This window comes from Pseudorhodoplanes sp. (genome assembly GCF_059499825.1).
This window is the reverse complement of the sequence record NZ_JCABZI010000002.1, coordinates 19,726-44,067: the sequence shown is the minus strand read 5'-3', so window position 1 is coordinate 44,067 and position 24,342 is coordinate 19,726. Positions and strand designations below refer to the sequence as shown.

Below are 24,342 nucleotides of genomic sequence, written 5' to 3'. Positions count from 1 at the left end.
GCTTTGATTTGCTCCCTATGTGCAAAGTGTTCGCCGCCGGCATATATCTCCGATGGTTTCTCCGCGACTTGCTCTCTCCGTCCTTTGCGCGCTGCTGCTGCCGGCCGCGACTGCTGCATTCGCGCAGCCCGCACAAAAATCGCGTGGCGGGTTCAAGCACGAGCCGATGATTTTCTTCGTCGCCAAGGGCGACGCGGATGCCTGCGGTCCGGGCTGCGACACCTGGATCGCCGCCGAGGGCACGTTCGATCCCGCTGTGCATGAGCGGTTGAGCGCATTCCTGAAAGTCCCGGCACGCCGCAGGCTGCCGATCTTCTTCCACTCGCCGGGCGGCGAATTGCAACCCTCGATCGCAACCGGCAACCTTTTGCGGGAGCGGCGCATGACCGCGGGGATCGGCCAGACATTGCCCGAGGGCTGCCGGGTTCGCGCGCGCGCCGATGCGGCCTGCCGCAAGCTGATGGCCTCGGGACGGGTGCTGAAGGCCGCGCTCAAGGTCGATCGCGGCGTCTGCGCGTCGGGCTGCGGCTATGCCCTGATCGGCGCGTCCGCGCGGCTGATCGGTCCGGGCGCCAAATTCGGCGTCCATGCGAACCGGCTGGTGCCGGTCCGTGCAGCCGACGCTTCAAATCAGCGGGCGAATGCCGCAATGACCCGCGAAGCTGAACTGCGCGCCTACGAGTTGCTCCGGCAATATGTGGCGTTGGCCGGAGTCGATCCCGCGCTGATCGATCTGGCGATAAAAACGCCTCATAATCGCGTGCATTGGCTGACGGAACGGGAACTCACCCTCTATGGCGTCGTGCCCGGCGATTCTTTCGAAACCCGCTGGCTGCGCATTCCGGTGGCGGACGGCAAGTTCACCATCGTGAAATCGGTGACCCAGCCCTCGCAATCCAATCGCGACGAGTACCGGACCACGATCATCGGCATCGACTGTATTGCCGGCGAGCGTCCGTCGGTCACCTTGCGGCGCGAACTGCCCTCCACCGAGCAGGGGGGCCGTGTTGCGATGCGGATCAGCTCGGGCGAGGCCTTCGTGCTGATGTTTAACGAGGGACGGCGGACCGACGCGGCGACCGAGCTCCGGGTTCAGCCGGTGGCCGCCGATGCGCTGGCACGGGCAGCGGCAAGCGACGTTATCGTGCTGCGGGAGGAGCAGGACTCCTGGTCGCGAGAGACGCGGCTGTCGACGCAAGGACTGTCCGAAGCGCTGGGCGGCGCCCAGCCTCGCTGTGGCGTCGGCCGGGTCTGAGGCTCCAAAATTCTTTCATCGCGGCCGGAACCTCGGGGCGGGTTGGGCGTTCAACGCGCGGAGACAGGTATAACGGCCGGGCGACGCTGCTTGCCCGGCCGATCCACGCTTTGGAACCCTTGCCTGACGATTGATGGATACTGCGCAAGCCTCCGCTATCCGGTCGTTGCGGCTCGCCATGGTGGCGGCCTTTGTCCTCCCCGTTATTCTGTTTTCCTTCCTCGCGGTTACCGATTATCGGCATCTCCAAAAGGTCGCCGATGAGCGACTGGAGCGGACTGTCAATATCCTCCAGGAGCACGCACTGAAGGTCTTCGAGACCATCGAGCGCGGCATTGCCGAGACCAATGAGATCGTCCGCGGCATGTCGGACGACGAGATCGTGGCCGACGAGGCGCGGCTGCACGAACGGCTTCGCCAGCTCACGCAGTCGCCACAATTCAAGTCACTGTGGGTGTTCGACCGAAACGGGCGGGCGCTGGTGAATTCGCTGGCCTATCCGCAGCCGGCGGGCCTGAATTTCGCCGATCGCGACTATTTCCAGGCCCATACCGGCAACAGCGGCGATATCTTCGTTGGAGAGGTGCTGCGGCCGCGCGCACCGTATCCCGGCGAGGATTTCTTCAGCGTGAGCCGTGCGCGTCCGAGCCCGGACAGGGCGTTTCGCGGCGTCGTACAACTGTCCATCCGGCCGTCCTATTTCGAGCAGTTTTTCAACAAGCTGCAATCGTCCTATTCCGGCGCATATGCCTCGCTGGTCCGTGCGGATGGCGCGTTGCTGGCACGTCATCCGTCGCTCGGCTCCGATCCCAGCCAGCCGGTCACGACTCCGCTCACCGAGGCGATGCGCAACAATCCCTGGGGCGGCTTCACCACCCGGGTGTCGGCGGCGGACGGGATCGAACGGCGACTGGCCTGGAGGAAGCTGCCGGACCTGCCGGTCTTCGTGCTGGCGGGGACCGAGACCGGCGCCATCCGTGCCGAATGGCTGACCGCCATGGCGGGCTATCTCGCCTTCGGATTGCCGGTCACCGCGCTTCTGCTGGCAGCGATCTGGGTGGCGCTCGAACGCACGCGCAAGCTTTATGAGGAGGAAGGCCGCCGCGCCGCCGCTGAAGGCGCGCTGCGTCAGGCCCAGCGCATGGAAGCGATCGGGCAATTGACCGGCGGCGTCGCGCACGACTTCAACAACATCCTGATGATCGTGAAGGGCAACGTACATCGCCTGCGGCGCGAATTGAGCGAACCGAAACTGGTGCGCAAGCTCGAGATGATAGAGACCGCCTCGCAGCGCGGGGAGAATCTGGTGCGGCAATTGCTGACATTTTCGCGCAAGCAGAATCTGTCGCCGGCGACCATCGATCTGGCCGGACGCGTTCGCGACTTCCGTTCGCTGCTCGCGCCCTCGCTGCGCGGCGACATCGAAATCAGGATCGACGTGCCGGAGACCATTGCGCCGGTTCGTGTCGACCAGAGCGAACTTGAACTCGCCGTTCTCAATCTCGCGGTCAACGCCCGCGACGCCATGCCCAATGGCGGTGTGATCGAGATTTCGGTGCGGCCGGTGCGGCTGCGCGGCGACGCGGCGCATGACAAGCTCGAGGGCGATTTCGTCGCCTTGTCGATCGGCGATACCGGCTGTGGAATTCCGCCCGAGACCATTGCGAAGATTTTCGAGCCGTTCTTCACCACCAAGGAGGTCGGCAAGGGCACCGGCCTCGGCCTCAGCCAGGTCTATGGCTTCGCCAAGCAGAGCGGCGGCACCGTTACGGTGGCGAGCCGGGCCGGGCAGGGCGCGGTGTTCACGCTCTATCTGCCGCGCTCGCCCGAACAGCCGCAGCGTTCCGCGCCGGTGCGGATCGGCGACGCCGCGCCGGTCGATGCAGGCTCGGTGCTGGTGGTGGAGGACAATACCGAGGTCGCCGATATTGCCACCGCGTTGCTCAACGAACTCGGCTATCAGGTAACGCGGGTGGCGAGCGCGCAAACCGCGCTGGAGGTGTTGCGCGCCGGCGAGCAATTCGATCTTGTATTTTCCGACGTGGTGATGCCGGGCGGCATGAACGGCGTCGAACTCGCGCATCAGATCGGCAAGGAATATCCCGGCCTGCCGGTGGTTCTGACCACCGGATATTACAACGCGGTCGACAAGCCGTTGCCGCGCGGGATGCCGGTGGTGCGCAAGCCCTATGACATTGCCGAACTGAAAAAGGCGCTGCAGGCCGCAACCGCCAAGCCGCCGCAACAAAAGCGCGCGGCGACGGCGTGATCCGGCAGGTGTGGCCATTCTCGAAGTCACATCCGCGTCAGAGACCGAATGCATGCTTCGCGCCCGGCACCCGATATGTTAGTCGCCCACAATGACCTCGCATTGGTACCAGCTCTGGCGCGACCGGCGCGGGCGGATTTCGCCGATGCGGCTTGGCGGGCTTGCGCTGCTGCTGGTTCCGGTTGCGCTCGCGCTGCAAGCCTGGCTCTCGCAAACGCTGGCGCCGCGGCTGCTGAACGATCTCGTACACCGAACTGGCTATTGGGCGCTGATCTTCATGCTGGTCGCGCTTGCGATCACGCCGCTGCGCCGGAGCGGCCGCTTTGGCGGACTACTCGACGTGCGGCGCATGATCGGCGTCGGCGCCTTCGTCTATGCGACGTTGCACATTTTCCTTTACATCGCCGATGAGCGCTTCGATCTCGTCAAGGTCGGGCTCGAGATCGTCAAGCGGCTCTATCTCACGGTCGGCTTCGTTGCCTGGCTTGGCCTGGTGGCGCTGGCGGTCACCTCCAATGATACGATGGTGAAACGGCTCGGCGCACTGCGCTGGCGCCGGTTGCATCAGGTGACATACGCGGTGACATTCCTGTCGCTGTTTCATTTCTTTCAGCAGACCAAGGCTGACTTCACGCTGCCAGCGACCATCACCGGGTTGTTCGGCTGGTTGATGATCTACCGCGCACTCGCCGCGTGGAAGGGACCGGAATTGTCGACGCTCGCGCTCTTTGTGATGACGGTCTGCGTATCGCTTGCGACCTTCCTCGGCGAGGCCGTCGGCATCGCGCTCTGGTACAAGGTCTCGCCGATGACGGTACTGTCGACAATATTCGATTTCGGTCTGGCGATCCGGCCCGGGTGGTATGTGCTCGGGGCCGGCCTTGCGGTCTGCCTGCTCGATGCCGTGCGAGCGTGGATGCAGCCACGGCGCGACCGTCCGGACCGGAGCGCGGCGGATCAGGTGTCCGCGGCTGGTGGGGTCTCGTTGGTGGAACGCCAGCGCGCATAGCGCCACGGCAGGAACCAGCGCGCCCTGGCTGGCGGCTCCGCCGGAACAAAATCGAGGCCCGAGGTTCCGTAGGGATGGCAGCGGCACAGCCGGCCAAGCGTCATCCATCCGCCCGCCCAAAGCCCGTGATGCCGCAGCGCATCATCGCCGTATTCGGAACAGGTCGGCAGATGCCGGCAATGAAACCCGATCAATGGCGACAGCGAATAACGATACAGTTGAATCAGCCCGCGACCGGCATTTCGTGGTGCCGAGCGGACACACCGGGCGATATTCGAGGTGGCGGCCCTGGCCGAGGATACAGGTTCGGTCATGTCTGAATGCGCCAATTGCCCCTGAAATAGGGACGATCTGGAACTTTACGACAAAGTTCCAGACCGAATTTGTTTTCGTGCTTTCGTTGCAGAGCAGCACTCAGGTCTGGACGCGAATCCCGCAGGCATATTAAAAATTACGCAGGGTGACGGGAGATCTCGAAAGACCGGTGGACAACAAGCCGGAACCTTTGTGGTGCGGGATTTCCGGGTAACCGGGGGATTTGCATGAAGCTGCGCCTGACCGGTGCGGTCGCACTGGGATGTCTCTTTGTGTCGTTCGCGGCGCCGGTCGCTGAAAGTGATCCGTCCCGTTCGGCGCCTATGCAATTCACGCTGCGGCAGGACGCAGTGAATTGCGATCCGAACTGCAAGGTCTGGATTTCGGCGACCGGTATGATCCGTGCCGATACCGCGCGTGATTTCGAAGTTTTCGCCGCCAAGAACAATCTCCGCGGTTCGACCGTTGTGCTCAATTCCGAGGGTGGATCGGTGCATGGCGCGATCGCGCTCGGCCGTTCGATCCGCAAGCTGAACATGACGACGACGGTCGGGCGCACCGTCGACACCAAAGGCGCATCCGATCCGCGGATCGCAAGCATCGTTCCGAAGGCCGACTGCGAGTCGATGTGCGCCTTCGTACTGCTGGCCGGCGCCAAGCGCATCGTGCCGCCGGAGGCGCGGGTGCGCGTGCATCAGATCTGGCTCGGTGATCGACGGGACGATGCCGCGGCCGCAAACTATTCCGCCGAGGATCTGGTGCTGGTGCAGCGGGATATCGGCAAGCTTGCGCAATACACCATCGAGATGGGCGGAAGCGTCGAGCTTCTGGAGGTGTCGCTTCGAATTCCCCCCTGGGAGCCGATGCGGCTGCTGAGCCGTGAGGAGATGCGGCGGATGAATCTCGACAATTCCGATGTCACCGACGCCCGCGCATCGCAGCCGCAATCGACCACCAGCGCGAGTCCGTCGCAGCTTCCGGTCAAGCGCATTTCGCTCACGGCGCAGGCTGAACGCGGATGGTTCACGGCCGAGCGCGCCGGCGTGACCACGCTTGCGCGCAAACATCCTCTGACGGTGGAAGGCGAGGATCTGGGGACCATCGACCTGGCGTTCACGTGCGGCAGGAATGCCGGCGAGTATATCGTGCTGTATTCCGAGACCCGGCGTGGGATCGGTGTCGACGCAGCACCGCTGACGAGCGTAGCATTGCGGCTGGCCAACACTGTCGTTCCGATGTCGCTTGAGGTCCCGCGGGCGGCGCGGGATGGAGGCGAGGCGCAGTCATTGGCGAGCGGAACCGTGACGGGTTCGATGCTGCAGAATTTTGCCTCGAGCCGGATGCGTTCGATCGTGATCGAAACCACGTCCGGGACTTCCGACCCGGCGGTGATCCGGATCGGCAATAGCGGCGCGGCCGCCGCCGTGACGCCTTTCATGGCCAGCTGCGCGCAGCACCCGGCGCGCGCGGAGCACGCCGTGCTGCAGGCCGGATCGCGCTAGCCCAAACGTCGGGGCAATCGTAGGCCGGCGCCTTATTCCGCCGCTTCGGTGGTGGCCGCGCGTTTTTTCTCGATCTGGTCGATCGCCGAGACCACCGCGTCGAAGGTCAGAAGCGTGGAGGCATGGCGCGCCTTGTAGTCGCGGACGGGCTCAAGGACTGCCACATCGGCCCATTTACCCTCCGGCGGGGCGCCATTCTCCTTCAGCATGCGCCGGACCGCGTCGCGCAGCGAGCGCAATTCCCCGGCCTGCGAGCCGATCACATTCCGGGCCATGATCGAGGAGGAGGCCTGGCCGAGCGCGCAGGCCTTCACGTCATGGCTGAAGTCGGTGACGGTATCGCCGTCCATTTTCAGGTCGACGGTGACGGTCGACCCGCACAATTTGGAGTGGGCGGTAGCGCTGCCATGCGCGTCAGGCATGCGTCCGATCCGGGGGATCGACCCCGCAAGCTCAAGAATCCGGGTGTTATAGACGTCATTCAACATGAAAAGAGCCGATGGTTCGGACCAGGAAACCGTATTTGTCTTGATCGGGTGACCGTCTATATATGGCCTCGGGACTGCAGCGTCCAAGCCCGGGGAGACGTCCGGGCGAATACCGGCGCTGCCGACCCCTGACAGAGCCTGGCGCCGCCGATAGGGCGCCGGTCGAACGGAGAGACCATGGACGCGATCGTGAAGCCCTGGCCAAAGCATCCCGCAGCCTCGTCGCAGGCCCAGCCGGATCATGCGCGCGCCGCACCCGCGCCGCTGGAGAGCCGGCCGACCCGCGAACAGGCCGAGGAGGCCGTTCGCACCCTGATCGCATTCGCCGGCGACGATCCGGCCCGCGAGGGCGTGCTGGAGACCCCCTCGCGGGTGGTCGAGGCCTATGAGGAGATGTTCCGCGGCTATACCGAAAGCGCGGCTGACGTTCTCGACAAGACCTTTGCCGAGGGCGAGGCCTATGACGATTTCGTCCTGGTGCGCGACATCACCTTCAATTCGCATTGCGAACATCACATCATGCCGTTCTTCGGCAAGGCGCATATTGCCTATCGGCCGGTCGGCCGGGTGGTGGGGCTGTCGAAGCTCGCGCGCCTCGTCGACGTGTTTGCCCGGCGTTTGCAGACGCAGGAGCATATGAGCGCGCAGATCATCACCGCCATCGACGAGATCCTGAAGCCGGCGGGCGTCGCTGTGATGATCGAGGCCGAGCATATGTGTATGTCGATCCGAGGCGTCACCAAGCCCGGCGCCCTGACGGTGACGACGCAATTCCGCGGCACGTTCCGGGACGATCCGAACGAGCAACTGCGCTTTATGAATTCGGTCCGTTCGCGGTAGCGTTAAGCACGCGGGTCGCCTCGAACTCCGCTCATTCCCGCGGAAGCGGGAATCCAGCTAATGCCTTTCCGCGTTGCCTGTTTGCGCTGGGTCCCCGCCGTTGCGGGGACGCGGGGAGATTGTTGCCGGATTTGCCATGGCTGAAAAAAGCGACATCGAGGAAGGCACACGTCTCCTCCCCAAATTCGACGCCGACGGACTTATCACCGCGGTCGCAACCGATGCCGCGACCGGCGAACTGCTGATGGTCGCGCACATGAATGCAGAGGCGCTGGCCAAAACCATCGCGACGGGTGACGCCCATTATTACAGCCGCTCGCGCAAGAAGCTCTGGCGCAAGGGCGAGGAGAGCGGCCACACCCAGCGCGTGATCGAGATCCGCGTCGATTGCGATCAGGACGCGGTGTGGCTCCGGGTCGAGCAGACGGGGCCGGGCGCTTGCCATACCGGACGCCGCTCGTGCTTCTATCGCGCGGTGCCGCTCGGGCAATCGGGCGAGGCGACGCTCGAGTTTCGCAACGCGGACAAGGCGTTCGATCCGGCGGACGCGTATAAGCGGTAACCGCCGAAGCGAGTCTCAGCTGCCGTTTCCGCTTCGCGCGAGCAGCACCCTGGCCCGCACCAGATGCGGCCGGTCGTACATCTTGCCGCCGATCCCAACCACGCCGGCCCCGGGCTGCGCTGCGAACGCGTCGATAATGCTGCGGGCATGCGCGATCGCGTCCGGCGTCGGGGTGAAGACCTCGTTGATGGCCGCGACTTGCGCCGGGTGGATCGCCATCTTGGCGGTGAAACCGTCGCGTCGCGCTTCCTCGCATTCGCGGCGCAGGCCAGTGTCGTTCCTGAAATCGACATAGACAGTGTCGATGGCAGCGACCCCTGCCGCCGCGGCGCCGGCGAGGCAGAGGGTGCGGGCCAGCCGGTAGGGATCGAGGAAGCGGCCGTCCGTGTCGCGGTTGGCCTCGGCGCCGAGTTCGGCGGACAGGTCCTCGGCGCCCCAGGTCAGCGCGGTCAGGCGCGGACTCGAACCGGAGTAAGTCCCGGTGGTGAACAGCGAGGCCGCGGTCTCTGTCGCCAGCGCCACGATGGCGATGCCACCGTCGGGCAGGCCCGCGATGGCCTCGCGCGCCGACAGCTTGGCATGCAGATGCGTGACTGACTCGCCGCCGGCGGCCTTCGGCAGCATGATCGCGTCGGGCCGCCCCGGCACGATGGCGTCGAGGTCGTCGTCGGTCAGCCCGGTATCGAGCGCGTTGATACGTACCAGCAGCTTCTGCCCGCCGCGCTTGGCGCCCTGCAAAAAGGTGAGGGCGGTCGCGCGCGCAGCGGCCTTGCGATCCGTCGACACGGAATCCTCGAGGTCCACGATCAGCGCGTCGGCGCCGCTGGTCACGCCCTTGTCGAGCTTCTTGTCGGAGTCGCCCGGGACGAACAGGAGCGAGCGCATTCAGGCAACCGGCCGCTTCTTGATGAAGGCCTGACGTTTGCACTCCGCAACCAGCTTGCCGTCCTGGTTGAAACAACGGTGCAGCAATTCGACGATGCCGGCATCAGGGCGCGACTTCGATTCGCGCTTGCCGATGATTTCGGTGGTGGAATGCAGCGTGTCGTTCTCGAAGACCGGATGCGGAAATCGGGTCTCCTGCATGCCGAGATTGGCGATGGTCGTGCCGGTCGAGATGTCACTCACTGACATGCCGATCATCAGTCCGAGCGTGAACAGCGAGTTCATCAACGGCTGGCCCCATTCGGTTTCGGTGGCGCAGAAATGCCGGTCGATATGCAAGGGCTGCGGGTTCAGCGTCATGTTGGAAAACAGCATGTTGTCCATCTGAGTCACCGTGCGGTAATAGCGGTGCTCATAGGTGCGGCCGGGCTCGAAATCCTCGAAATACAATCCGCCGCGCGGGTGCCGCCTGTCGTCGCTCATGAAGTTCCTCCCGCCGCGCAGGGCGCGGACTAAAATCCGTCTTAACCCTCCATTTACCATAATTCGCGAAAGTCGCGACGGTCGGGCAGGCAAGCGCAGCCGTCGGGCCGAGAAGGATTAAGCAGCATGGCGGTCGAAGCCACGACGGCAGCGGGACCTGCGGGGGCCACACCGGTCACCGCTGCGATTCGCAAGGCGTCGCAGGTCACCGGCGCCAAGTTCAGCTATCTGCTGGCAACCGCGAAGGTCGAATCCAACCTTAATCCGAATGCCGCCGCCAAGACCTCCTCGGCCGGCGGCCTGTTCCAGTTCATCGATCGGACCTGGATCGGCACGCTGAAAGAGGCCGGCCCGCATCTCGGCTATTCGCGCTATGCCGATGCGATCACCCGCACCGATGATGGTCGCTATGTGATTTCCGACCAGTCGATGCGGCGCGAGATCATGGCGCTGCGTCAGGATCCGACCGCGAATGCGCTGATGGCCGGCGTATTCACCAATTCCAACGCCAAGCACCTGACCAACAAGCTCGGACGCGCCCCGACGGACGGCGAGCTTTACATGGCCCATTTCATGGGCGCGAACGGGGCGGCGCGTCTGATATCGGCCGCCGAGAGCAATCCAGGCGCGGTCGCGGCGGAGTCGTTTTCCGCCGCCGCGCGGGCCAATCGCTCGATCTTCTTCGATAAGAGCGGCCGTGCCCGCTCGTTCGCCGAGGTCACGCAAAATCTTGCCGGCCGCTTCGACGTGGCGAAGTCCCGCGTCGCCGGTTTGAGCGGCGGTGAAGCGGTTCAGAGCACCGGCAATGTCGCGGAAACGGCGCGCGTTGCACGGGCCTATCAGATGACGGAAGCGACCGCGACCGTCCCCGCCATGGCTGCGGTCCCTGCCATCCCCGCGGCGCCGAATGTCGTACAGGCGGTGCAGAACGCAGTGCCGGGTGAGCGGGTCTTCCACAATCCGTATCGCACGGCCCAGCGTCCGCAACCGGTGAATGCCGCGGTGACCGAATTATGGGCTCCGAAGACGCGGACCACGCAGCAGGAGCAGGCGCGTCACATCGCCCGTGACCTGGAGCAAAGGACACGGCCCCGGTCGACGCAGCCTGAGGCGCAAGTCGCGCAGGTCGCGCAAGGCATGCCGGCGACCCAGCCGGTTCAGGCCGCGCAAACTTCGGAAGCCCAAGGCACCGCCAGCTATGGCGCGCTCGGGCTGTTCCAGGATACGAGGCCCGACGTGCGTTCGCTCTTCACGCATGGTGTGCGCGGCTAGGCGCAGTCACGCGCCGGCGCGGACGGGCAGTGCGCGCGTTAACACCCCGGCAATCTTCGCAAAGATTTATGGTGAACTCTTTGTTAAGGGCCGCGCGCTAGTCTTGGTATCAGCCGGCGGGGATATCGTCGCGTCAGCGTGTTGAGCCAGACATGATTGTGAGACAGTTTCTCTTTTGGTTGCGTAGTGCCCCCGCCGGCGAACGGGCTGATGCGACCGCTGCACTGGCCCGCGCCTATCTTTATTCAGATTTGTCGGACGACGATCTCGCGGCCGCAGAAGGCGCGATGACGATGCTGCTCGACGATGCATCGCCGCTGGTGCGCGGCGCGCTGGCCGACGTGCTCGCAGCGAGCGAATATGCGCCGGCCTCCGTCATCTACGCGCTCGCCGCCGATCAGCCGGAAATCGCAGCTGTCGTTCTGGAGCGCTCGCCGCTTCTGGTCGACGCCGACCTCGTGGATGCGGTGGCGACGCAGGGGCCGTCAGCGCAATGTGCCATTGCGCGGCGCGCGTATGTGCCGCGTTCTGTCGCCGCCGCCATCGCAGAAGTCGGTTCCGCCGAGGCATGTCTCGAACTGCTGGAAAACGACGGCGTCGACATCGCGTCGTTCTCGATCGACCGCATTGTCGAACGGTTCGGCCATCTCGCGCCGATCCGGGAAATCCTGCTGGCGGGCGAGGGGCTTTCCGCCTCCACGCGCCAGGCACTGGTCGCCAAACTGTCGGAGACGCTGGCCGAATTCGTGGTCGCGCGCGACTGGCTGAACGAAGATCGCGCCCGCCGCGTCGTCAAGGAGGCGTGCGAGAAGGCCACCGTGGTGCTTGCCGCAGGCACGCCGGAAGCTGAGGTGAGGCCGCTGATCCGGCATCTGCGCGAGAGCGGGCAACTAACCGCCGGCCTGATCTTGCGCGCGCTGCTGTCGGGCAACGTTACGATGTTCGAAGAATCCCTTGCCGATCTGTCCGGCATCTCGCTGTCGCGGGTGACGCGATTGGTGCATGACCGCCGGGGCGCCGGATTCCGCGCCGTTTATGAGGCGGCAGGATTGCCTGCGAGCGCCTATCCCGCCTTCCGCGAGGCGATCGCGAGCATGCAGGAAGACGGTTTCCTCGGCGATCCGTCCGGTTCCGCCCGCTTGAAACGCCGCATGATCGAGCGGGTGCTGACGCGCTGCACCAGCGCCGACGCCGAAGAGATTGCACCGCTCATCATGCTGTTGCGACGCTTCGCGACCGAGGCTGCCCGCGAAGAAGCGCGGATGTTCTGCGAAGATCTGGTCGACGGGCTTCAGACCGATCCCGCCGATCGGATGATCGCGGCCTGATCTGCACGCAACCACTTTCCTGAAGCGAAGAACTAACGCGATCTGGCCGGATCGCGGGCGTGTTCCGCGCTGTCGCGCAACGCCGATTTCAGGTCAGTGGGCCGGCCGTGCTTGTTCAGAAGATCGCGCACCGCTTCATCGACCAGTTCCTGAAGGGTAGTGGCGCGGTCTTCCGCAAGCTCGCTCAGGGCCCGCATGTCTTCGGGGTGAAATGCGATCAGCTTGCGCGGCATGTTGCCTGATCGCTAGTCCTGAGTCCGCGGATGGTGCTGATGCAGGAACACCGCCAGCTGCTCGCGCAGGGATTCGTCGCGCTCGGTGTGATGACCGGCGACAACGGCATCCTCGAACAGCCGCTGCTGAATCTCCTGCGGCAGGTCGCCCCATGCGGAGATGACAGCCTGTCCGAGCGCGAGTGAAAAGCGGCGTTCTTCGTCCATTGATGATCTCCTGCCGGGGAGAACGCGGCCTGCGGCCTCCGGTTCCGGGCTCAGCCTCGAGCCGGCGTCAGAAGCTGTCCGGCACCAGCGGCGGCGAGATCAGCCCGTCAAGGTAGCCCGGGCGGTGGCGGTTTTCATGCACCAGCAATTCGTCGGAGACGAGCCGCAGCTTGCCGGTCAACGCCGTCGCGATGTCCGCGATATCGGGTCTCGCATATTCGCGAACGATGGCGCGCACCGCATCGACATGCTGGTCGATCAGGGCGATCGGTATCCGATCCCTGTCGGGCGAATGTTCGAGCACCCGGCACAGACTTTCAGCGGCCGGCGGCCAGCGGATAGCCGAACGTCGCGGCATCGCCCTTCACGTCATGAGCGGCATGAAACAGTTCTTCGAAACTTCCCTTGGTGAAGCCGTGTTCTCTCACCGCCCGTCGCGCCGCATCCAGGCGGTCGCATTCCGCGGTCATCCACTCGCCGAATTCGCTCGATAATTGCGCGAGCGCTTCCTCGGCGCGCGCGAGCGGATCGTCTCCCGGCGCCACGAACTTGACCTTCAGCTTTTCGAGCCGGTTGACCGGAGTGATGATCTCGTGGTCGCCGAACAGCTGCACTTCGCACCGATTGTTCCTCGGTTCAGCCATGGGAGGGTCCTTTCGGGTCAGCCGGTTGTGCCTTTCCGAGCAAAGACTGTTGGGTGATGAAATCGGCATGGCCGCCGCGCCGGCGCTCGGGGCCGTTGTAGCCAGGATTGGCGGAGCGTCTCCGGTCGGGACCGAAATAGGTCTTGGTCCGGACGAACGGACGAGGATTCATCACGACGTTGACGATGCGTTCGTAAAGCGCCCGGGCCGAAAGCGGTTTGACCAGAAACTCGGTCACCCCGGCGTCGCGCGCGGCCGTTACCCGTCGTCTTTCGGAATGGCCGGTAAGCATGATGATCGGAACGAACGGGTTGGGATTGGCGCCGGGCTGGCGGATCATCTGGGTGAGTTCGAGCCCGTCGAAGATCGGCGTCGCCCAGTCGGTGATCAGGATATCGGGAACGTTGGCGTTGAAGGCTTCAAGTCCGGCGGCACCGTCTTCGGCTTCATGGACTTCGCGCGAACCGAAGCCTTGCAGGAGCGTGCGCACGATCCGCCTCATATGGGCGTTATCGTCGACCACGACGAAGCGCAGGCGGCTGAAATCGATGCGCGACATGAGCGATTGAACTACAATCCACGGGCGTAGCGGGCGAGGGTACGGCCTTCGCCGTTAACGAACGATTGAGGATAATCGCCGCGCAATCGGCAGATCAGTAGCCGAACTGCTCGCGCAGGATCCGCTCGTCGAGGCTGTGCCCGGTGTCGAACAGCATGTGCATGGAAATGTAATGATCCATGGCGATTTCGACGCGGGTCATGTCGCGCACCTCGGAATGGTCGGCGACGGCTGCGACCGGCCGTTTGTCCGGGTCGATCACCTCGATGGTGACCTGCGCGGAATCGGGGAGGAGGGCGCCGTGCCAGCGGCGCGGACGAAACGGGCTGATCGGGGTCAGCGCCAGCAAGGGGGCCTTGATCGGAATGATCGGGCCCTGGACCGAGAGATTGTAGGCGGTAGAGCCCGCAGGTGTCGCCACCATGACGCCATCGGCGACGAGTTCCGGCAGACGCTCCTTGCCGTCGATCATGATGCGCAGGCGTGCCGCCTGATAACTCTGGCGAAATGCGGACACCTCGTTGATCGCATAATGCTCATGCAATTGACCCGCCCGGTCGCTGGCGCGCATAACTAGGGGGTGGATCACCGTCGGCTCGGCCGCCGCCAGCCGCTCCTGCAGGCCGGTCTCGTTGAATTCATTCATCAGGAAGCCGACGGTGCCTCGATGCATCCCGTAAACGGGCTTGCCGGATCGCATCAGGGCGCGCAGCGTCTGCAGCATGAAGCCGTCGCCGCCGAGCGCGACCACAACGTCCGCGGCCTCGGGCTTGCAGTCGCCATACCGGGCGACGAGGCGTGCATGCGCCTCGACGGCCTCCGGGGCCGGGCTCGCCACGAAGGCGATTTTATCGTATCGGCGGCTCATCAAACCGGCTCGCTCATCGTGTCGTGCTTGCTATAACGGCCGCGCCCGGTATGCGAGCGGCTTTGAATCTGGATGTTCGAACGGGGTACAAGCTGGAACCGGGACACTTGCCCCGGGGACGCCTGTCCCCAAAGAGTTGCCCCCCAAGAGAGGACGTTATGGAACGCGTAGTGCTCGTCTATACGACTTATCCTTCGCTTGTCGAGGCGGAGAAGGCCGGACGCGCAGTGGTGGAGCAGAGGCTTGCGGCCTGCGTCAACATCCTGCCCGGGATGGTTTCGCATTACAGGTGGGAGGGGAAGCTCGAGCGCGGCGAAGAGGTGATCATGTTCATCAAGACGCGCGCCTCTTTCGCCGACCGGGTGCGCAAGGCGATCAAGGCCGGGCATCCCTACAAGACGCCCGCGATCATGGTGATCCCAGTGGAGTCGGTCGAGGACACCTATCTGCGCTGGATCATGGCGGAGACCGATCGCATGGCGATGGCCGGCGACTAGGGCAGGCCCGCCGGCGTCAGTAGACCAGACCGTCGCCCGCGAGCGCCAGCTTCAGCGACGTGTAGTCGTCGCATTGCGTGCCACAGATCGAAGCGATGGTCTCCAGGTGCTGCTCGGCCTTCGAACGGTCCCCGCGTTCCAGATGCCACATCCCGTAATATTGCCAGGTGCGGGTGTGGCTGGGATCGGCGGCAAGCGCGGTCTCATACCAGGTCCGGGCATCCTCGGTGCGGCCGAGTTTGCGGCTGGCAAAACCGATCAGGTTGGCGACGTCGGGATGCTCATCGCGCCCGAGCGAGCGCAACACGGTGATGGCCTGCTCATAATCCTGCTGCCTGTAGATCAGCGCATAGGCGTTTCGATAGCCTTCGATGAAGGGGAGCTCGGACTTTTTTTCCGGCGCCTTTTGCTTGCCTTCGCGCGGTGCGGGCTTGCGCTTGACCTTTGGGTCCTTGGCCTGACCGGCGGGATCCGCCGATTGCAGGCTCATGCCAGCGCCGGGATTTTCGACCCCGGCGGCATGCGCATTTGACCCAACGGTTGCCGATAAGGCGATGGCGCCGGTGAATGCCGCCGCAAGAAACGTGGAACGTAGCAGTTGCATCGCGGCCTCACGGTCTGTGGAGAGCATCTGCTCGCCAGCTCAGTAGGTCATGTTTCCGTTCAATGCGTCGCGCAGCGACGTGTATTCCTCGCAACCCTGTCCGCAGATCAACTGGATGCGCTCAAGATGCTGCTCGGCTTTCGCCCGGTCGCCGCGCTCGAGATGCCACATCCCGTAATATTGCCAGGTGCGCGAATGGTTCGGATCAGAAGCGAGGGCTTTCTCATACCAGGCGCGGGCGTCTTCGGTGCGGCCGAGCTTGCGGCTGGCAAAACCGATCAGATTGGCGATATCAGGGTGACCGTCGTGTCCCAGCGCTGCAAGGATCGCAATGCCGCGCGCATAATCCTGCCGCGTGTAGACCGCGTCATAGGCGAGCTTGTAGCCGTTGCGAAATTCGAGGTCGGATTTCTTGTCCGCCGGTTTGGCATCGGCAGGCTTGGAATCGGCGGGTTTGGTGTCGGGCGCCTTGCTGTCGGCGGCTGGCTTGGCGTCCTTCTTCTCGCCCGGTTTGTCGGTGGGAGCGGTGGCCGGCTTGGCAGGCTCATCGATACCCATGGCGTGAACCTGACCCGCCATGGCGGTCGCCAGAACGGCAACACCGGCAACAAGAAGGAAGCGTTTGATCATACGGGTTATCGCCCTGTGTTCGAGTGTTGGTCGGTGCAGCAGCGACAATAGTTCAAAACAATTCGCACGGACATCGCGCCATCCCTCGCACCTGATCAAACATACAGATTCTTCGTGTCAATCCGGTGCCTGTTACTCACAACGGCGTGATCTTGACTCCCCGGCGGCCGGAATGGATCATGGTTACCGCACTGGTTCTCCGGTCCGGCCGGAGAGGCAAGAGGGAACGCGGAACGGTCCGTTTCGACCGAAGCCGTGGCTGCCCCCGCAACTGTAAGCGGCGAATTTGCGTCCATTCATGGCCACTGGGAAACCGGGAAGGCCGGATGCAGGTGACGACCCGCGAGCCAGGAGACCTGCCAGCGCAGTCACCCAACCGGTGGGCGGGGCGTCCATACGGAGCGGCTGTTCGCAGCGGTGACGCTTAAATGCCGATGCGAAGGCCGCTGGGGTCTCCCAGCGACTTTTTCATAGGGCGTGAGCGGCGCTGACCGGCGCGGTGGCGATGTATGCCGTCGACGGTGGTAATGCGGGGTTCGCGTGTCCTTCGCGTCGGGTGTGTTCACCCAAGGCTCCGGCTCTGCCGGGGCGGCGAAGGATCGTAATGATGGGGGCTTTTTCCAATACAAGTCGCGGCCGAGCGGCAAGGCGAAGCGGGGCGACGGCACTTGCCGCTCTGCTGTCGTCGGCGGCCTTCGGCGGGGCCATGGCGCAGAGCGTCACGCTGCCGGATATCAACGTGACGAGCAGCCGGTTGACGGGGGTCGGGGGCATCGGCCGCCCGACGACGTCAGAACCGGCTCCTGGAACCGTGCAGGAGGCCGAGGCGGTGAGCGGCATCCTGTTCGGCGCGGCGGGGATCACGGGTGCGTCCACCACCGTGATCACGGCCGAGGATATCTCGCAGTCCCCAAGCATGACGGTGCAGGACATCCTCGCGCGCGAGGCGGGCGTGCAGGTCCAAAGCCTCTACGGCAGCGTCAACGGCGCCGGCAGCACCATCGATTTGCGCGGCTTCGGTGCGACCGCGCAATCCAATACGCTGATCCTGATCAACGGCCGCAGGCTCAACGACGTCGACATGGCGGCGGTCGATCTGTCGTCGATCCCACAGAACGGGATCGAGCGGATCGAGATTACCCGCGGTAATTCCGGCGCGGTCCTGTACGGCGACAATGCAGTCGGCGGCGTGGTCAACATCGTCACCAAGTCCGGCGTCAACCTGCCACCCTCGGCGCGGGTTGAGGCACTGGCCGGCTCCTATGGTTATCGCGAGGGGCGGGTGTCCGGGAGCACATCGTCCGGACCCTTTTCCGCGTCGGTCTATGGAAATGCCGTCACGTCAGACGGCTACCGCGTGAACAACCACCTCAATCAGCAAAATGCGGTCGGCGATCTTCGTTACACGACCGAGCAGGGATCGTGGTTTCTCAACCTGTCCGGCGACAACCAGCGGCTCGGATTTCCGGGAGAGCGCCGCGTCAATCCCTTCCTCGGGATCGATCAGATGACCACGGACCGCCGCGGTACCGATAAGCCCTATGACTACGGTGATAAGCAGGGCTACAGCGCGACCGGTGGTTTCACCCATATGCTGGCACCCGACATCGAACTGATTGTGGACGGCGGCTGGCGACGCAAGGATCAGCAGGCGGGATTCTTTTCCCCGTTCCAGGAAGCCTACGTCAACACCACGCTGTCGACCTATTCGCTGACGCCGCGCATGAAAATCAACACGCCGCTGTTCGGCCTGCCGTCGCGCATCATCACCGGTCTCGATTATTACGATTCCAGTTACGATTCCGATCGCAGCCAGTTTTCGGGCCTGGCGCCGATCCATCAATACAGGTTGGGGCAAAGCTCGCTCGGTGGTTATTGGCAACAGACCGTGTCGGTGCTTCCGACCACCGACCTGTCAGGCGGCATACGCGTGCAGCGCACGAGCGTGAACGCCAGAGACCAACTCGATCTCAATGCGCCGGGTGCCTCACCGGTCGTCTGCTTTCCGCCTTTCGGCTGCTTCGGCGATACGCAGGGAATTCCGCTCGATCAGGCCGAAACCAACCAAGCCTATCACGCCGGATTCGAACATCGCTTCAATTCGGTCTTTTCGGTCTTCGGCCGCGCGGCGCAGAGCTTTCGGACGCCCAATGTCGACGAGCGGGTCGGCATGGCGCCGAACGGGACGCCGACCAACTTCAATCTCAAGACGCAGACCTCACACGACATGGAAGCCGGCGTGCGGTTTAAATACGGACGGTTCGCGTTGCAGAGCAGCGTCTATCAGATGAAGCTTGAAAACGAGTTGATGTTCAATCCGGTGACTTTCATCAACTACAATCTCGATCCGACGCAGCGGCGCGGCGTCGAGACCATCGTGGGATGGCAGATCACCGACGATGTGCGGCTGAAGGGCAGCCTCACCTATATCGATGCCACGTTCCGCGAAGGTCAGTATGCCGGCAATCAGGTGCCGCTGGTGTCACCCTGGACCGGCAGCATCGGCGTGACATGGAACATCTTCAAGCGTCACCTGATGTTCGATGGCGTCGTGCGTTATGTCGGCGAGCGGCGGATGGACAACGATCAGGCGAATTTCCAGCCGCAGATCCCGGCGGTCACGCTGGTGGATGTGCGGCTGGGCGGCGAACTCGACCAGTTCTTCTGGGCGGCGTCGATCGAAAATCTCTTCAACGAGATGTATTACAATTACTCGGTCGCTAGCGCGACCCTCACCAATGTCGGCGTCTATAATGCGTATCCGCTGCCTGGCCGCACCTTCATGCTGCGCGCCGGCATGAAGTGGTAGGCTGCTAGGAACGAAAGACTAAGGGCCACCCGGCGAGGGCGGCCCTTTGTCGTTGCAGCGGTGGCAAGACTATAGCGACGGCGACCACATCGCCGGCACCAGGTCATAACCCGTAGCGGTCTTGGTGATGTAGCCGGAGGCGGGGAACGGCCAGTGATAGCCGTGTGCCAGCATCTTGTCGGCGGCAGCACGGTCGAGCAGCATCTTGCGGGTTTCGGCGGCCTTGTTGCCGTCGGCGTCGAACACCGCTTGCCAGGTTGGATTGCGCACGAACAGCCACGGATTGTTGGTGGCGTCGGCAACATAGAGCATCGACTTGTTGCCGTTTGCGATCGAATAGGCGGTGTGACCGGGGGTGTGCCCGGGGGCGGCGATGCTGGCGATGCCGGGCTCGACCTCCTTGCCGGGGGTAAAGCGCTGCACCTTGCCGGCGATGTCGCCGAAGATGCGGCGCGCATTCTTGAACGAGCCCTGGGCGGCTTCCGGCGCCCGCGTCATGTTGCCGTCGTCCATCCAGAACGCCCATTCGGCCTCGGGCACGTTGATCGAGGCGTTCGGGAAGAACAGCGCATTGTCTTTCCCCTTGATGCCGTTGATGTGGTCGGGATGGAAATGCGAAATGTAGATGGCGTCGACCGACTTCGGATCGATGCCGGCGGCAGCGAGATTGCCGGCGAAGGTGCCGGATTGCGGAGCAGGGCCAGCTGCCATCATCCCGCCGGTGCCAGTATCGAGCGCGATCAGCTTGGAGCCGGTATTGACCATCAAGGTCGTGAACGGAATGGGCACCACGTCGGTTGGCAGGAAGGCGTCGGCCAGCGCCTTCTGGACGTCGGGCAATTCGGCGTTGCGCACAAATGACGCATCGAGCTTGCGGTACCAGGTGCCGTCGTTGATCGCGGTCACCTCGTAGTCTCCGATCTTGAAGCGGTAGAAGCCAGGACCTTGCTGACCGCTTTGCGGCGCAGCGGCACGGGCGGCTTGCGGCGGCAGTGCGGCGCCGACGGCGGCTATCGCGGTGCCGGCAAGCAGGTGGCGGCGAGACAAGTCTGACATCACGCATTCTCCCTCGTTGGTGATTCGTTGGAATTTCGGCTTATTTGAGCATCAACACCGCAGGGCCGACGCTATTCCGGAACCCCGGAAAAGTCGGGCCCGACCTTGTTTTCAGCCAGCATGCCCCGTTACTCTGCCGCCCATAAATACCCGCCCCATGAAGGGCGGATAACGGGAGGAATTCATGAGGCCTTTTTCTGGCTGGGCTCGGACTCTGCTCGCCGCGATGGTCGCTGTCTGTTTCGCCGCCTCCGCGCAGGCGCAAAACTATCCGTCAAAGCCGATCACGCTGATCGTGCCGTTCCCGGCCGGCAGCACGACCGATCTGGTCGGGCGGATCCTGCAGGACGAACTGGCCAAGGCGGTCGGCCAGACCGTGGTCATCGACAATCGCGGCGGGGCAGGCGGCAGCGTCGGCACCGAAGCGGTCGCCCGCTCGGCGCCCGACGGCTATACGCTGCTGATGGGGACGATCGGCACGCATTCGATCAATCCGGCCGTCTACGCCAAGATCAACTACGATCCGATCAAGGATTTCGAGCCGATCATTCAGTTCGGCACCGCGCCGAACGTGCTCGTCGTGCATCCCAGTCTGCCGATCAAAAGCGTCGCCGACCTGATCGCCTATATCAAGGCCAATCCGGGCAAGGTGAATTACGGCTCGTCCGGTAACGGCACGTCCAACCATCTGTCGGGCGCGATGTTCGTTGCCCGCAACGGACTGAACGCGACGCACGTCCCCTACAAGGGCGGCGCGCAGGCCATCACCGATCTGCTGCGTGGCGAAATTCAATTTATGTTCTACCATTATCTGCCGCTGCTCGGTCATATTCAGGACGGCAAGCTGCGCGCAATCGCCAATACCAATGCGACCCGGATCGATGCATTGCCGGATGTGCCGGTGATGAAGGAAGCCGGCATGGATGACTTCGTTGTCTCGGCCTGGTTCGGGGTCTGGGCGCCCGCCAACACGCCGAAAGACGTCGTCACCAAGCTGAACGAGAACATCCTCAAGATCATCAACTCACCGCAGGTGAAGAAGAATCTGCTCACGCAGGGGATCGATCCGGTGGCCGGTTCGCCCGAGGACTTGCGCAAGCTGAACGAGGCCGAACTCGCCCGCTGGGCAAAGGCCGTTCAGCAGGCCGGCGCCAAGCTGTCGAACTAGAAAAATTACGGGAGGAACGTCATGAGACTGAAATTCACGGGCCTATCCGTCTGTGTTGCTGCAGGTCTGGCAGCGTTTGCTATGCCGGCGGCCGCTCAGCAATGGCCATCGAAGCCGGTCACGGTGATCGTGCCGTTTGCGGCCGGGGGCAATGTCGATGCCGCCGCGCGCATTTTCTCCGAGCGGCTGTCGTCGCGGCTCGGCCAGCAATTCGTCATCGAAAACAAGAGCGGTGCCGGCGGCAGCCTCGGCATCGGCGCGATGGCGAAGGCCAACCCGGATGGCTACACGCTGGCGGTGGTATCGGCGGGGACGCTGTTCATCCTGCCGCACATCTACAAGGAGAAGCTCGGCTATGACGGGCTGAAGGACATCCGGCCGATTGCCATGGTCGCGTATCAGCCCAACATGCTGATCGTCGATCCGAAGGTGCCGGCGAAAACGCCGGCCGAATTGTTCGCCTACATGAAGGCCAATCCGGACAAGCTGAGCTACGGCTCGTCCGGCATCGGCACGTCGCAACATCTGTGCATGGAATTGATCGTCCAGCATACTGGCGCCAAGATCGCACACGTGCCTTACCGGGCATCGAACCAGATTATCCAAGACCTGATTGGCGGCCAGATCCAGATGACCTGCGATCAATTCTCCACCGCCTACCCACAGGTGCAGGGGGGTAAGGCGCGCGCCATCGCGGTTTCCTCGCTGGAGCGCTATGCCGTGGACCCGTCGATCCCGGCGCTTGCCGAGACGGTACCCGGCCTCGAGGTCACATGGACGGCGGTGTTCGTGGCCCCCAGCAAGGTGCCGCCGGAGATCGCCGACAAGCTCGCCGCCGAGTTGCGGGAGATTGCAAAAGATCCGGCCATGATCGAACGCCTGAAGGGGCTCGGCGTGACGCCGATGAGCGTTACCGGAGCGGATTTGCAGAAAATGATCGCGACCGATTACGACAAGTGGAAGCCGATCGTGGAACGGGCGAAAATCCCGCAGCCCTGATCCGCCGCAGATCCTAAACCATATTGCAACTATCGCCATCATTGGCCGGGCATAAGCCGTCGAAGACGCCTTGTGTCCCGGCCAATTGCGTCCTTAAGCTAACGCGAATCGAGCATTGATGTGCTCGGGTATCACGCGCACAACGCGCTGTGATCGCGGGAGATTGATCGTGACGGACGTATCCCGGCGGACGGTGATTGGCGGCGCGGCGGCGATAGGGGGAGTGGCGATGGCTGGAGACGGAGATTCTTACGCGGGTCAGCCGCCTTATGGGCCGATGCCGGTGCCGCTGCAGGGCAAGGAATTGCCGTCGCTGCGCTATGCGCTGGGCGCCGCGCCGAACATCCCGCGCGACGGCGGCTGGTCGAAGGAAGCCACGGCGCTGAATTTTCCGGTCTCGCAGAAGCTGGCCGGCGTTTTGATGCAGCTCGATCCAGGGGCGTTGCGCGAATTGCACTGGCACGCCAACGCCGCCGAATGGGCCTATGTCATCAAGGGGGCCTGCCGGGTCACCACCATCGATCCGAACGGGCAATGCGAAATCGTCGATTTCGGTGCGGGGGATGTCTGGTACTTCCCCCGCGGGCACGGCCATTCGATCCAGGGCATCGGGACCGAGCCCTGTGAATTCATCCTGATCTTCGACAACGGCTATTTTTCGGAGTTCGGCACCTTCAGCATCACCGACTGGATCGGCCATGTGCCGGCGGAGGTGCTGGCCAAGAACTTTGCGGTGCCCGAATCCACCTTCGCGAATTTTCCGAAGAAGGAGGTTTATCTGGTGAAGGGGCCGGTGCCGCCGCCCCTTCCGGACAATCCCGCGCCCGGATCGCTCAATGCGCCGGCCGAGACCCACCGCTATCGCATGCTGGCGCAGCGTCCGCCGCAGGAATATCCCGGCGGCACGCTCCGGGTGGTCTCGCAGAAGGAGTTTCCGATCTCGACGACGATGACCGGCGCGCTGATGCGCGTGAAGCCGGGCGGATTGCGTGAACTTCATTGGCATCCCAATGCCGACGAGTGGCAGTATTACATCAAGGGCAGGGCACGGATGACTGTGTTCGGATCGGGTGGTCGCGCCCGCACCGAAGAATACGGCCCCGGCGATGTAGGTTACGCGCCGCAAGGCTTTGCCCATTACATCGAGAATATCGGCGACGACGAACTCGAACTCGTGCTCGCTTTCAACAACGGCGACTACCAGTCGATCTCGGCAACCGCCTGGTTCGCGGCCAATCCGCCCGAATTGCTGGCCACCAATTTCGGCGTCCCGGCTTCGACCTTCGCGGGATTCCCGAAGGCCGAAACGCCGATGCCGGATTGAGGTCTGTGGCATGAAGGCATTGCTGCGTTGTTTTGTGGCGTTGCGTTGTGCCGTGACGTTGCGTTGTGCCGTGACGCTGCTGCCACTCGTCGCTGCATCGTCCGCATTGGTTACGTCCGCATGGGCTCAGACCCTTGAGCCCGGGCGCTGGCGGGTGATGACCACGACCCTATCGGGGCCTATGACGCCACCGGAGGTCGCAACCCGGTGCCTCACGCCCGAGGATGTCGCCGACCTCGGCAAGACATTCGGACCGCAGGTCAAGACCGAAAATTCCGAATGCAAGCGAACGGAATTCACGCTCGAGCCCACCGGCCTGACTTGGCGACTGCAATGCAAGGGCCAGCTGAACATGGACGTCGCCGGGCAGTTCATCTTCGACAGCCCGACGCGATACAGCGCGATGGTCACCACCAGGGCCAGCATGCTCGATCAGATCGTGCAGCAGGGGATGGTGTCGATTTCGGCCGAACGCATCGGCGAGTGCCGGTAGCATTCGGCGGGTGTCGTTTGGCGCCAACAGCGGGCGCGACGCG

At 63.7% G+C, this 24,342-nt stretch carries 27 protein-coding genes and 1 riboswitch; of the genes, 14 read left to right on the top strand and 13 right to left on the bottom strand.

The features are described 5' to 3' along the window. Positions 1-52: 52 nt before the first annotated feature. From AC5I5I_RS03530 to AC5I5I_RS03520, 3 genes are all read left to right on the top strand, one after another. Complete coding sequence (locus tag AC5I5I_RS03530) at positions 53-1,255, top strand: COG3904 family protein (protein ID WP_495969949.1); 1,203 nt, start codon at positions 53-55, stop codon at positions 1,253-1,255. Between the two features lie 133 nt (positions 1,256-1,388). Then, positions 1,389-3,524, top strand: coding sequence for a hybrid sensor histidine kinase/response regulator family protein (locus AC5I5I_RS03525; protein WP_495969947.1), 2,136 nt, complete (start codon positions 1,389-1,391; stop codon positions 3,522-3,524). A gap of 91 nt (positions 3,525-3,615) precedes the next feature. Further along, the gene (locus AC5I5I_RS03520; RefSeq protein WP_495969945.1) at positions 3,616-4,533 is read left to right on the top strand and encodes a protein-methionine-sulfoxide reductase heme-binding subunit MsrQ; all 918 of its coding nucleotides are present in this window, start codon (positions 3,616-3,618) and stop codon (positions 4,531-4,533) included. Here AC5I5I_RS03520 and yidD read toward each other — a convergent pair. Beyond that, on the bottom strand, positions 4,482-4,847 hold the full coding sequence (gene yidD / locus AC5I5I_RS03515; RefSeq protein ID WP_495969943.1) for a membrane protein insertion efficiency factor YidD: 366 nt from the start codon (positions 4,845-4,847) through the stop codon (positions 4,482-4,484). The genes AC5I5I_RS03520 and yidD overlap by 52 nt on opposite strands. 228 nt (positions 4,848-5,075) lie before the next feature. Between yidD and AC5I5I_RS03510 the strand changes: the two genes are divergently transcribed. Next, positions 5,076-6,350, top strand: coding sequence for a COG3904 family protein (locus tag AC5I5I_RS03510; RefSeq protein ID WP_495969941.1), 1,275 nt, complete (start codon positions 5,076-5,078; stop codon positions 6,348-6,350). A gap of 32 nt (positions 6,351-6,382) precedes the next feature. Here the strand turns inward: AC5I5I_RS03510 and AC5I5I_RS03505 are convergent, their stop codons facing one another. Continuing rightward, positions 6,383-6,838, bottom strand: coding sequence for an iron-sulfur cluster assembly scaffold protein (locus AC5I5I_RS03505; RefSeq protein ID WP_495969939.1), 456 nt, complete (start codon positions 6,836-6,838; stop codon positions 6,383-6,385). A gap of 177 nt (positions 6,839-7,015) precedes the next feature. On the opposite strand from AC5I5I_RS03505, the gene folE reads away from it, so the two are divergent. Together folE and hisI are read left to right on the top strand one after the other, a co-directional pair. Further along, the gene (gene folE / locus AC5I5I_RS03500; RefSeq protein WP_495969937.1) at positions 7,016-7,678 is read left to right on the top strand and encodes a GTP cyclohydrolase I FolE; all 663 of its coding nucleotides are present in this window, start codon (positions 7,016-7,018) and stop codon (positions 7,676-7,678) included. 136 nt (positions 7,679-7,814) lie between these two features. After that, positions 7,815-8,240: a phosphoribosyl-AMP cyclohydrolase gene (hisI, locus tag AC5I5I_RS03495; protein ID WP_495969935.1), complete on the top strand. Its 426-nt coding sequence runs from the start codon at positions 7,815-7,817 to the stop codon at positions 8,238-8,240. 15 nt (positions 8,241-8,255) lie between these two features. Here hisI and AC5I5I_RS03490 read toward each other — a convergent pair whose 3' ends face one another. Both AC5I5I_RS03490 and AC5I5I_RS03485 read right to left on the bottom strand, forming a co-directional pair. Then, positions 8,256-9,125 carry an HpcH/HpaI aldolase/citrate lyase family protein gene (locus AC5I5I_RS03490; RefSeq protein ID WP_495969933.1) on the bottom strand — a complete coding sequence of 290 codons (870 nt, stop codon included), beginning with the start codon at positions 9,123-9,125 and terminating at the stop codon, positions 8,256-8,258. Next, positions 9,126-9,608: a MaoC family dehydratase gene (locus AC5I5I_RS03485; RefSeq protein WP_495969931.1), complete on the bottom strand. Its 483-nt coding sequence runs from the start codon at positions 9,606-9,608 to the stop codon at positions 9,126-9,128. A 126-nt stretch (positions 9,609-9,734) separates the two neighbouring features. Between AC5I5I_RS03485 and AC5I5I_RS03480 the strand changes: the two genes are divergently transcribed. Then, complete coding sequence (locus AC5I5I_RS03480) at positions 9,735-10,880, top strand: transglycosylase SLT domain-containing protein (RefSeq protein ID WP_495969929.1); 1,146 nt, start codon at positions 9,735-9,737, stop codon at positions 10,878-10,880. 251 nt (positions 10,881-11,131) lie between these two features. After that, complete coding sequence (locus AC5I5I_RS03475) at positions 11,132-12,208, top strand: DUF2336 domain-containing protein (RefSeq protein ID WP_495969927.1); 1,077 nt, start codon at positions 11,132-11,134, stop codon at positions 12,206-12,208. 32 nt (positions 12,209-12,240) lie between these two features. Here AC5I5I_RS03475 and AC5I5I_RS03470 read toward each other — a convergent pair whose 3' ends face one another. The 6 genes from AC5I5I_RS03470 to AC5I5I_RS03445 form a co-directional block, all read right to left on the bottom strand. Further along, positions 12,241-12,441 carry a ribbon-helix-helix domain-containing protein gene (locus AC5I5I_RS03470; protein WP_495969925.1) on the bottom strand — a complete coding sequence of 67 codons (201 nt, stop codon included), beginning with the start codon at positions 12,439-12,441 and terminating at the stop codon, positions 12,241-12,243. Between the two features lie 12 nt (positions 12,442-12,453). Continuing rightward, the gene (locus AC5I5I_RS03465; RefSeq protein WP_495969923.1) at positions 12,454-12,648 is read right to left on the bottom strand and encodes a hypothetical protein; all 195 of its coding nucleotides are present in this window, start codon (positions 12,646-12,648) and stop codon (positions 12,454-12,456) included. A 67-nt stretch (positions 12,649-12,715) separates the two neighbouring features. Beyond that, complete coding sequence (locus tag AC5I5I_RS03460; RefSeq protein WP_495969921.1) at positions 12,716-12,952, bottom strand: hypothetical protein; 237 nt, start codon at positions 12,950-12,952, stop codon at positions 12,716-12,718. Between the two features lie 13 nt (positions 12,953-12,965). Then, positions 12,966-13,292 carry a hypothetical protein gene (locus tag AC5I5I_RS03455; protein WP_495969919.1) on the bottom strand — a complete coding sequence of 109 codons (327 nt, stop codon included), beginning with the start codon at positions 13,290-13,292 and terminating at the stop codon, positions 12,966-12,968. After that, the gene (locus tag AC5I5I_RS03450) at positions 13,285-13,851 is read right to left on the bottom strand and encodes a response regulator (RefSeq protein ID WP_495969917.1); all 567 of its coding nucleotides are present in this window, start codon (positions 13,849-13,851) and stop codon (positions 13,285-13,287) included. The genes AC5I5I_RS03455 and AC5I5I_RS03450 overlap by 8 nt, the downstream gene beginning before the upstream one ends. Positions 13,852-13,945: 94 nt before the next feature. Next, the gene (locus AC5I5I_RS03445) at positions 13,946-14,719 is read right to left on the bottom strand and encodes an NAD kinase (protein WP_495969915.1); all 774 of its coding nucleotides are present in this window, start codon (positions 14,717-14,719) and stop codon (positions 13,946-13,948) included. 158 nt (positions 14,720-14,877) lie between these two features. On the opposite strand from AC5I5I_RS03445, the gene cutA reads away from it, so the two are divergent. After that, complete coding sequence (gene cutA, locus AC5I5I_RS03440) at positions 14,878-15,216, top strand: divalent-cation tolerance protein CutA (RefSeq protein WP_495969913.1); 339 nt, start codon at positions 14,878-14,880, stop codon at positions 15,214-15,216. Between the two features lie 16 nt (positions 15,217-15,232). Here cutA and AC5I5I_RS03435 read toward each other — a convergent pair whose 3' ends face one another. Together AC5I5I_RS03435 and AC5I5I_RS03430 are read right to left on the bottom strand one after the other, a co-directional pair. After that, positions 15,233-15,820: a tetratricopeptide repeat protein gene (locus AC5I5I_RS03435; RefSeq protein WP_495969911.1), complete on the bottom strand. Its 588-nt coding sequence runs from the start codon at positions 15,818-15,820 to the stop codon at positions 15,233-15,235. Between the two features lie 39 nt (positions 15,821-15,859). Beyond that, on the bottom strand, positions 15,860-16,450 hold the full coding sequence (locus AC5I5I_RS03430) for a tetratricopeptide repeat protein (protein WP_495969909.1): 591 nt from the start codon (positions 16,448-16,450) through the stop codon (positions 15,860-15,862). Between the two features lie 175 nt (positions 16,451-16,625). Further along, positions 16,626-16,828, top strand: a riboswitch (cobalamin riboswitch). 328 nt (positions 16,829-17,156) lie between these two features. On the opposite strand from AC5I5I_RS03430, the gene AC5I5I_RS03425 reads away from it, so the two are divergent. Further along, the gene (locus AC5I5I_RS03425) at positions 17,157-19,259 is read left to right on the top strand and encodes a TonB-dependent receptor (protein ID WP_495969907.1); all 2,103 of its coding nucleotides are present in this window, start codon (positions 17,157-17,159) and stop codon (positions 19,257-19,259) included. Between the two features lie 69 nt (positions 19,260-19,328). Here the strand turns inward: AC5I5I_RS03425 and AC5I5I_RS03420 are convergent, their stop codons facing one another. After that, on the bottom strand, positions 19,329-20,315 hold the full coding sequence (locus AC5I5I_RS03420; protein WP_495969905.1) for an MBL fold metallo-hydrolase: 987 nt from the start codon (positions 20,313-20,315) through the stop codon (positions 19,329-19,331). 184 nt (positions 20,316-20,499) lie between these two features. On the opposite strand from AC5I5I_RS03420, the gene AC5I5I_RS03415 reads away from it, so the two are divergent. The 4 genes from AC5I5I_RS03415 to AC5I5I_RS03400 all read left to right on the top strand — a co-directional run bounded on the left by AC5I5I_RS03415 (position 20,500) and on the right by AC5I5I_RS03400 (position 24,299). Then, positions 20,500-21,483 (top strand): Bug family tripartite tricarboxylate transporter substrate binding protein, encoded by a 984-nt coding sequence (locus AC5I5I_RS03415; protein ID WP_495969903.1) that lies wholly within the window; start codon positions 20,500-20,502, stop codon positions 21,481-21,483. Between the two features lie 21 nt (positions 21,484-21,504). Next, on the top strand, positions 21,505-22,482 hold the full coding sequence (locus AC5I5I_RS03410; RefSeq protein ID WP_495969901.1) for a Bug family tripartite tricarboxylate transporter substrate binding protein: 978 nt from the start codon (positions 21,505-21,507) through the stop codon (positions 22,480-22,482). 229 nt (positions 22,483-22,711) lie between these two features. Then, positions 22,712-23,806 carry a cupin domain-containing protein gene (locus AC5I5I_RS03405; RefSeq protein WP_495969899.1) on the top strand — a complete coding sequence of 365 codons (1,095 nt, stop codon included), beginning with the start codon at positions 22,712-22,714 and terminating at the stop codon, positions 23,804-23,806. 10 nt (positions 23,807-23,816) lie between these two features. Next, complete coding sequence (locus AC5I5I_RS03400; protein ID WP_495969897.1) at positions 23,817-24,299, top strand: DUF3617 domain-containing protein; 483 nt, start codon at positions 23,817-23,819, stop codon at positions 24,297-24,299. Positions 24,300-24,342 lie beyond the last annotated feature (43 nt).

Excerpts from the sequence above, each read along its gene's own strand:
- AC5I5I_RS03485 (WP_495969931.1), bottom strand. The coding sequence starts at position 9,608 with ATGAGCGACGACAGGCGGCACCCGCGCGGCGGATTGTATTTCGAGGAT.
- AC5I5I_RS03490 (WP_495969933.1), bottom strand. The coding sequence starts at position 9,125 with ATGCGCTCGCTCCTGTTCGTCCCGGGCGACTCCGACAAGAAGCTCGAC.
- AC5I5I_RS03445 (WP_495969915.1), bottom strand. The coding sequence starts at position 14,719 with ATGAGCCGCCGATACGATAAAATCGCCTTCGTGGCGAGCCCGGCCCCG.
- AC5I5I_RS03415 (WP_495969903.1), top strand. The coding sequence starts at position 20,500 with ATGAGGCCTTTTTCTGGCTGGGCTCGGACTCTGCTCGCCGCGATGGTC.
- AC5I5I_RS03425 (WP_495969907.1), top strand. The coding sequence starts at position 17,157 with ATGGCGCAGAGCGTCACGCTGCCGGATATCAACGTGACGAGCAGCCGG.
- AC5I5I_RS03525 (WP_495969947.1), top strand. The coding sequence starts at position 1,389 with ATGGATACTGCGCAAGCCTCCGCTATCCGGTCGTTGCGGCTCGCCATG.
- AC5I5I_RS03480 (WP_495969929.1), top strand. The coding sequence starts at position 9,735 with ATGGCGGTCGAAGCCACGACGGCAGCGGGACCTGCGGGGGCCACACCG.
- AC5I5I_RS03520 (WP_495969945.1), top strand. The coding sequence starts at position 3,616 with ATGACCTCGCATTGGTACCAGCTCTGGCGCGACCGGCGCGGGCGGATT.
- AC5I5I_RS03505 (WP_495969939.1), bottom strand. The coding sequence starts at position 6,838 with ATGTTGAATGACGTCTATAACACCCGGATTCTTGAGCTTGCGGGGTCG.
- AC5I5I_RS03410 (WP_495969901.1), top strand. The coding sequence starts at position 21,505 with ATGAGACTGAAATTCACGGGCCTATCCGTCTGTGTTGCTGCAGGTCTG.
- AC5I5I_RS03470 (WP_495969925.1), bottom strand. The coding sequence starts at position 12,441 with ATGCCGCGCAAGCTGATCGCATTTCACCCCGAAGACATGCGGGCCCTG.
- AC5I5I_RS03420 (WP_495969905.1), bottom strand. The coding sequence starts at position 20,315 with ATGTCAGACTTGTCTCGCCGCCACCTGCTTGCCGGCACCGCGATAGCC.
- AC5I5I_RS03400 (WP_495969897.1), top strand. The coding sequence starts at position 23,817 with ATGAAGGCATTGCTGCGTTGTTTTGTGGCGTTGCGTTGTGCCGTGACG.
- AC5I5I_RS03465 (WP_495969923.1), bottom strand. The coding sequence starts at position 12,648 with ATGGACGAAGAACGCCGCTTTTCACTCGCGCTCGGACAGGCTGTCATC.
- AC5I5I_RS03435 (WP_495969911.1), bottom strand. The coding sequence starts at position 15,820 with ATGCAACTGCTACGTTCCACGTTTCTTGCGGCGGCATTCACCGGCGCC.
- AC5I5I_RS03510 (WP_495969941.1), top strand. The coding sequence starts at position 5,076 with ATGAAGCTGCGCCTGACCGGTGCGGTCGCACTGGGATGTCTCTTTGTG.
- AC5I5I_RS03450 (WP_495969917.1), bottom strand. The coding sequence starts at position 13,851 with ATGTCGCGCATCGATTTCAGCCGCCTGCGCTTCGTCGTGGTCGACGAT.
- hisI (WP_495969935.1), top strand. The coding sequence starts at position 7,815 with ATGGCTGAAAAAAGCGACATCGAGGAAGGCACACGTCTCCTCCCCAAA.
- cutA (WP_495969913.1), top strand. The coding sequence starts at position 14,878 with ATGGAACGCGTAGTGCTCGTCTATACGACTTATCCTTCGCTTGTCGAG.
- folE (WP_495969937.1), top strand. The coding sequence starts at position 7,016 with ATGGACGCGATCGTGAAGCCCTGGCCAAAGCATCCCGCAGCCTCGTCG.
- AC5I5I_RS03430 (WP_495969909.1), bottom strand. The coding sequence starts at position 16,450 with ATGATCAAACGCTTCCTTCTTGTTGCCGGTGTTGCCGTTCTGGCGACC.
- yidD (WP_495969943.1), bottom strand. The coding sequence starts at position 4,847 with ATGACCGAACCTGTATCCTCGGCCAGGGCCGCCACCTCGAATATCGCC.
- AC5I5I_RS03405 (WP_495969899.1), top strand. The coding sequence starts at position 22,712 with ATGGCTGGAGACGGAGATTCTTACGCGGGTCAGCCGCCTTATGGGCCG.
- AC5I5I_RS03455 (WP_495969919.1), bottom strand. The coding sequence starts at position 13,292 with ATGGCTGAACCGAGGAACAATCGGTGCGAAGTGCAGCTGTTCGGCGAC.
- AC5I5I_RS03530 (WP_495969949.1), top strand. The coding sequence starts at position 53 with ATGGTTTCTCCGCGACTTGCTCTCTCCGTCCTTTGCGCGCTGCTGCTG.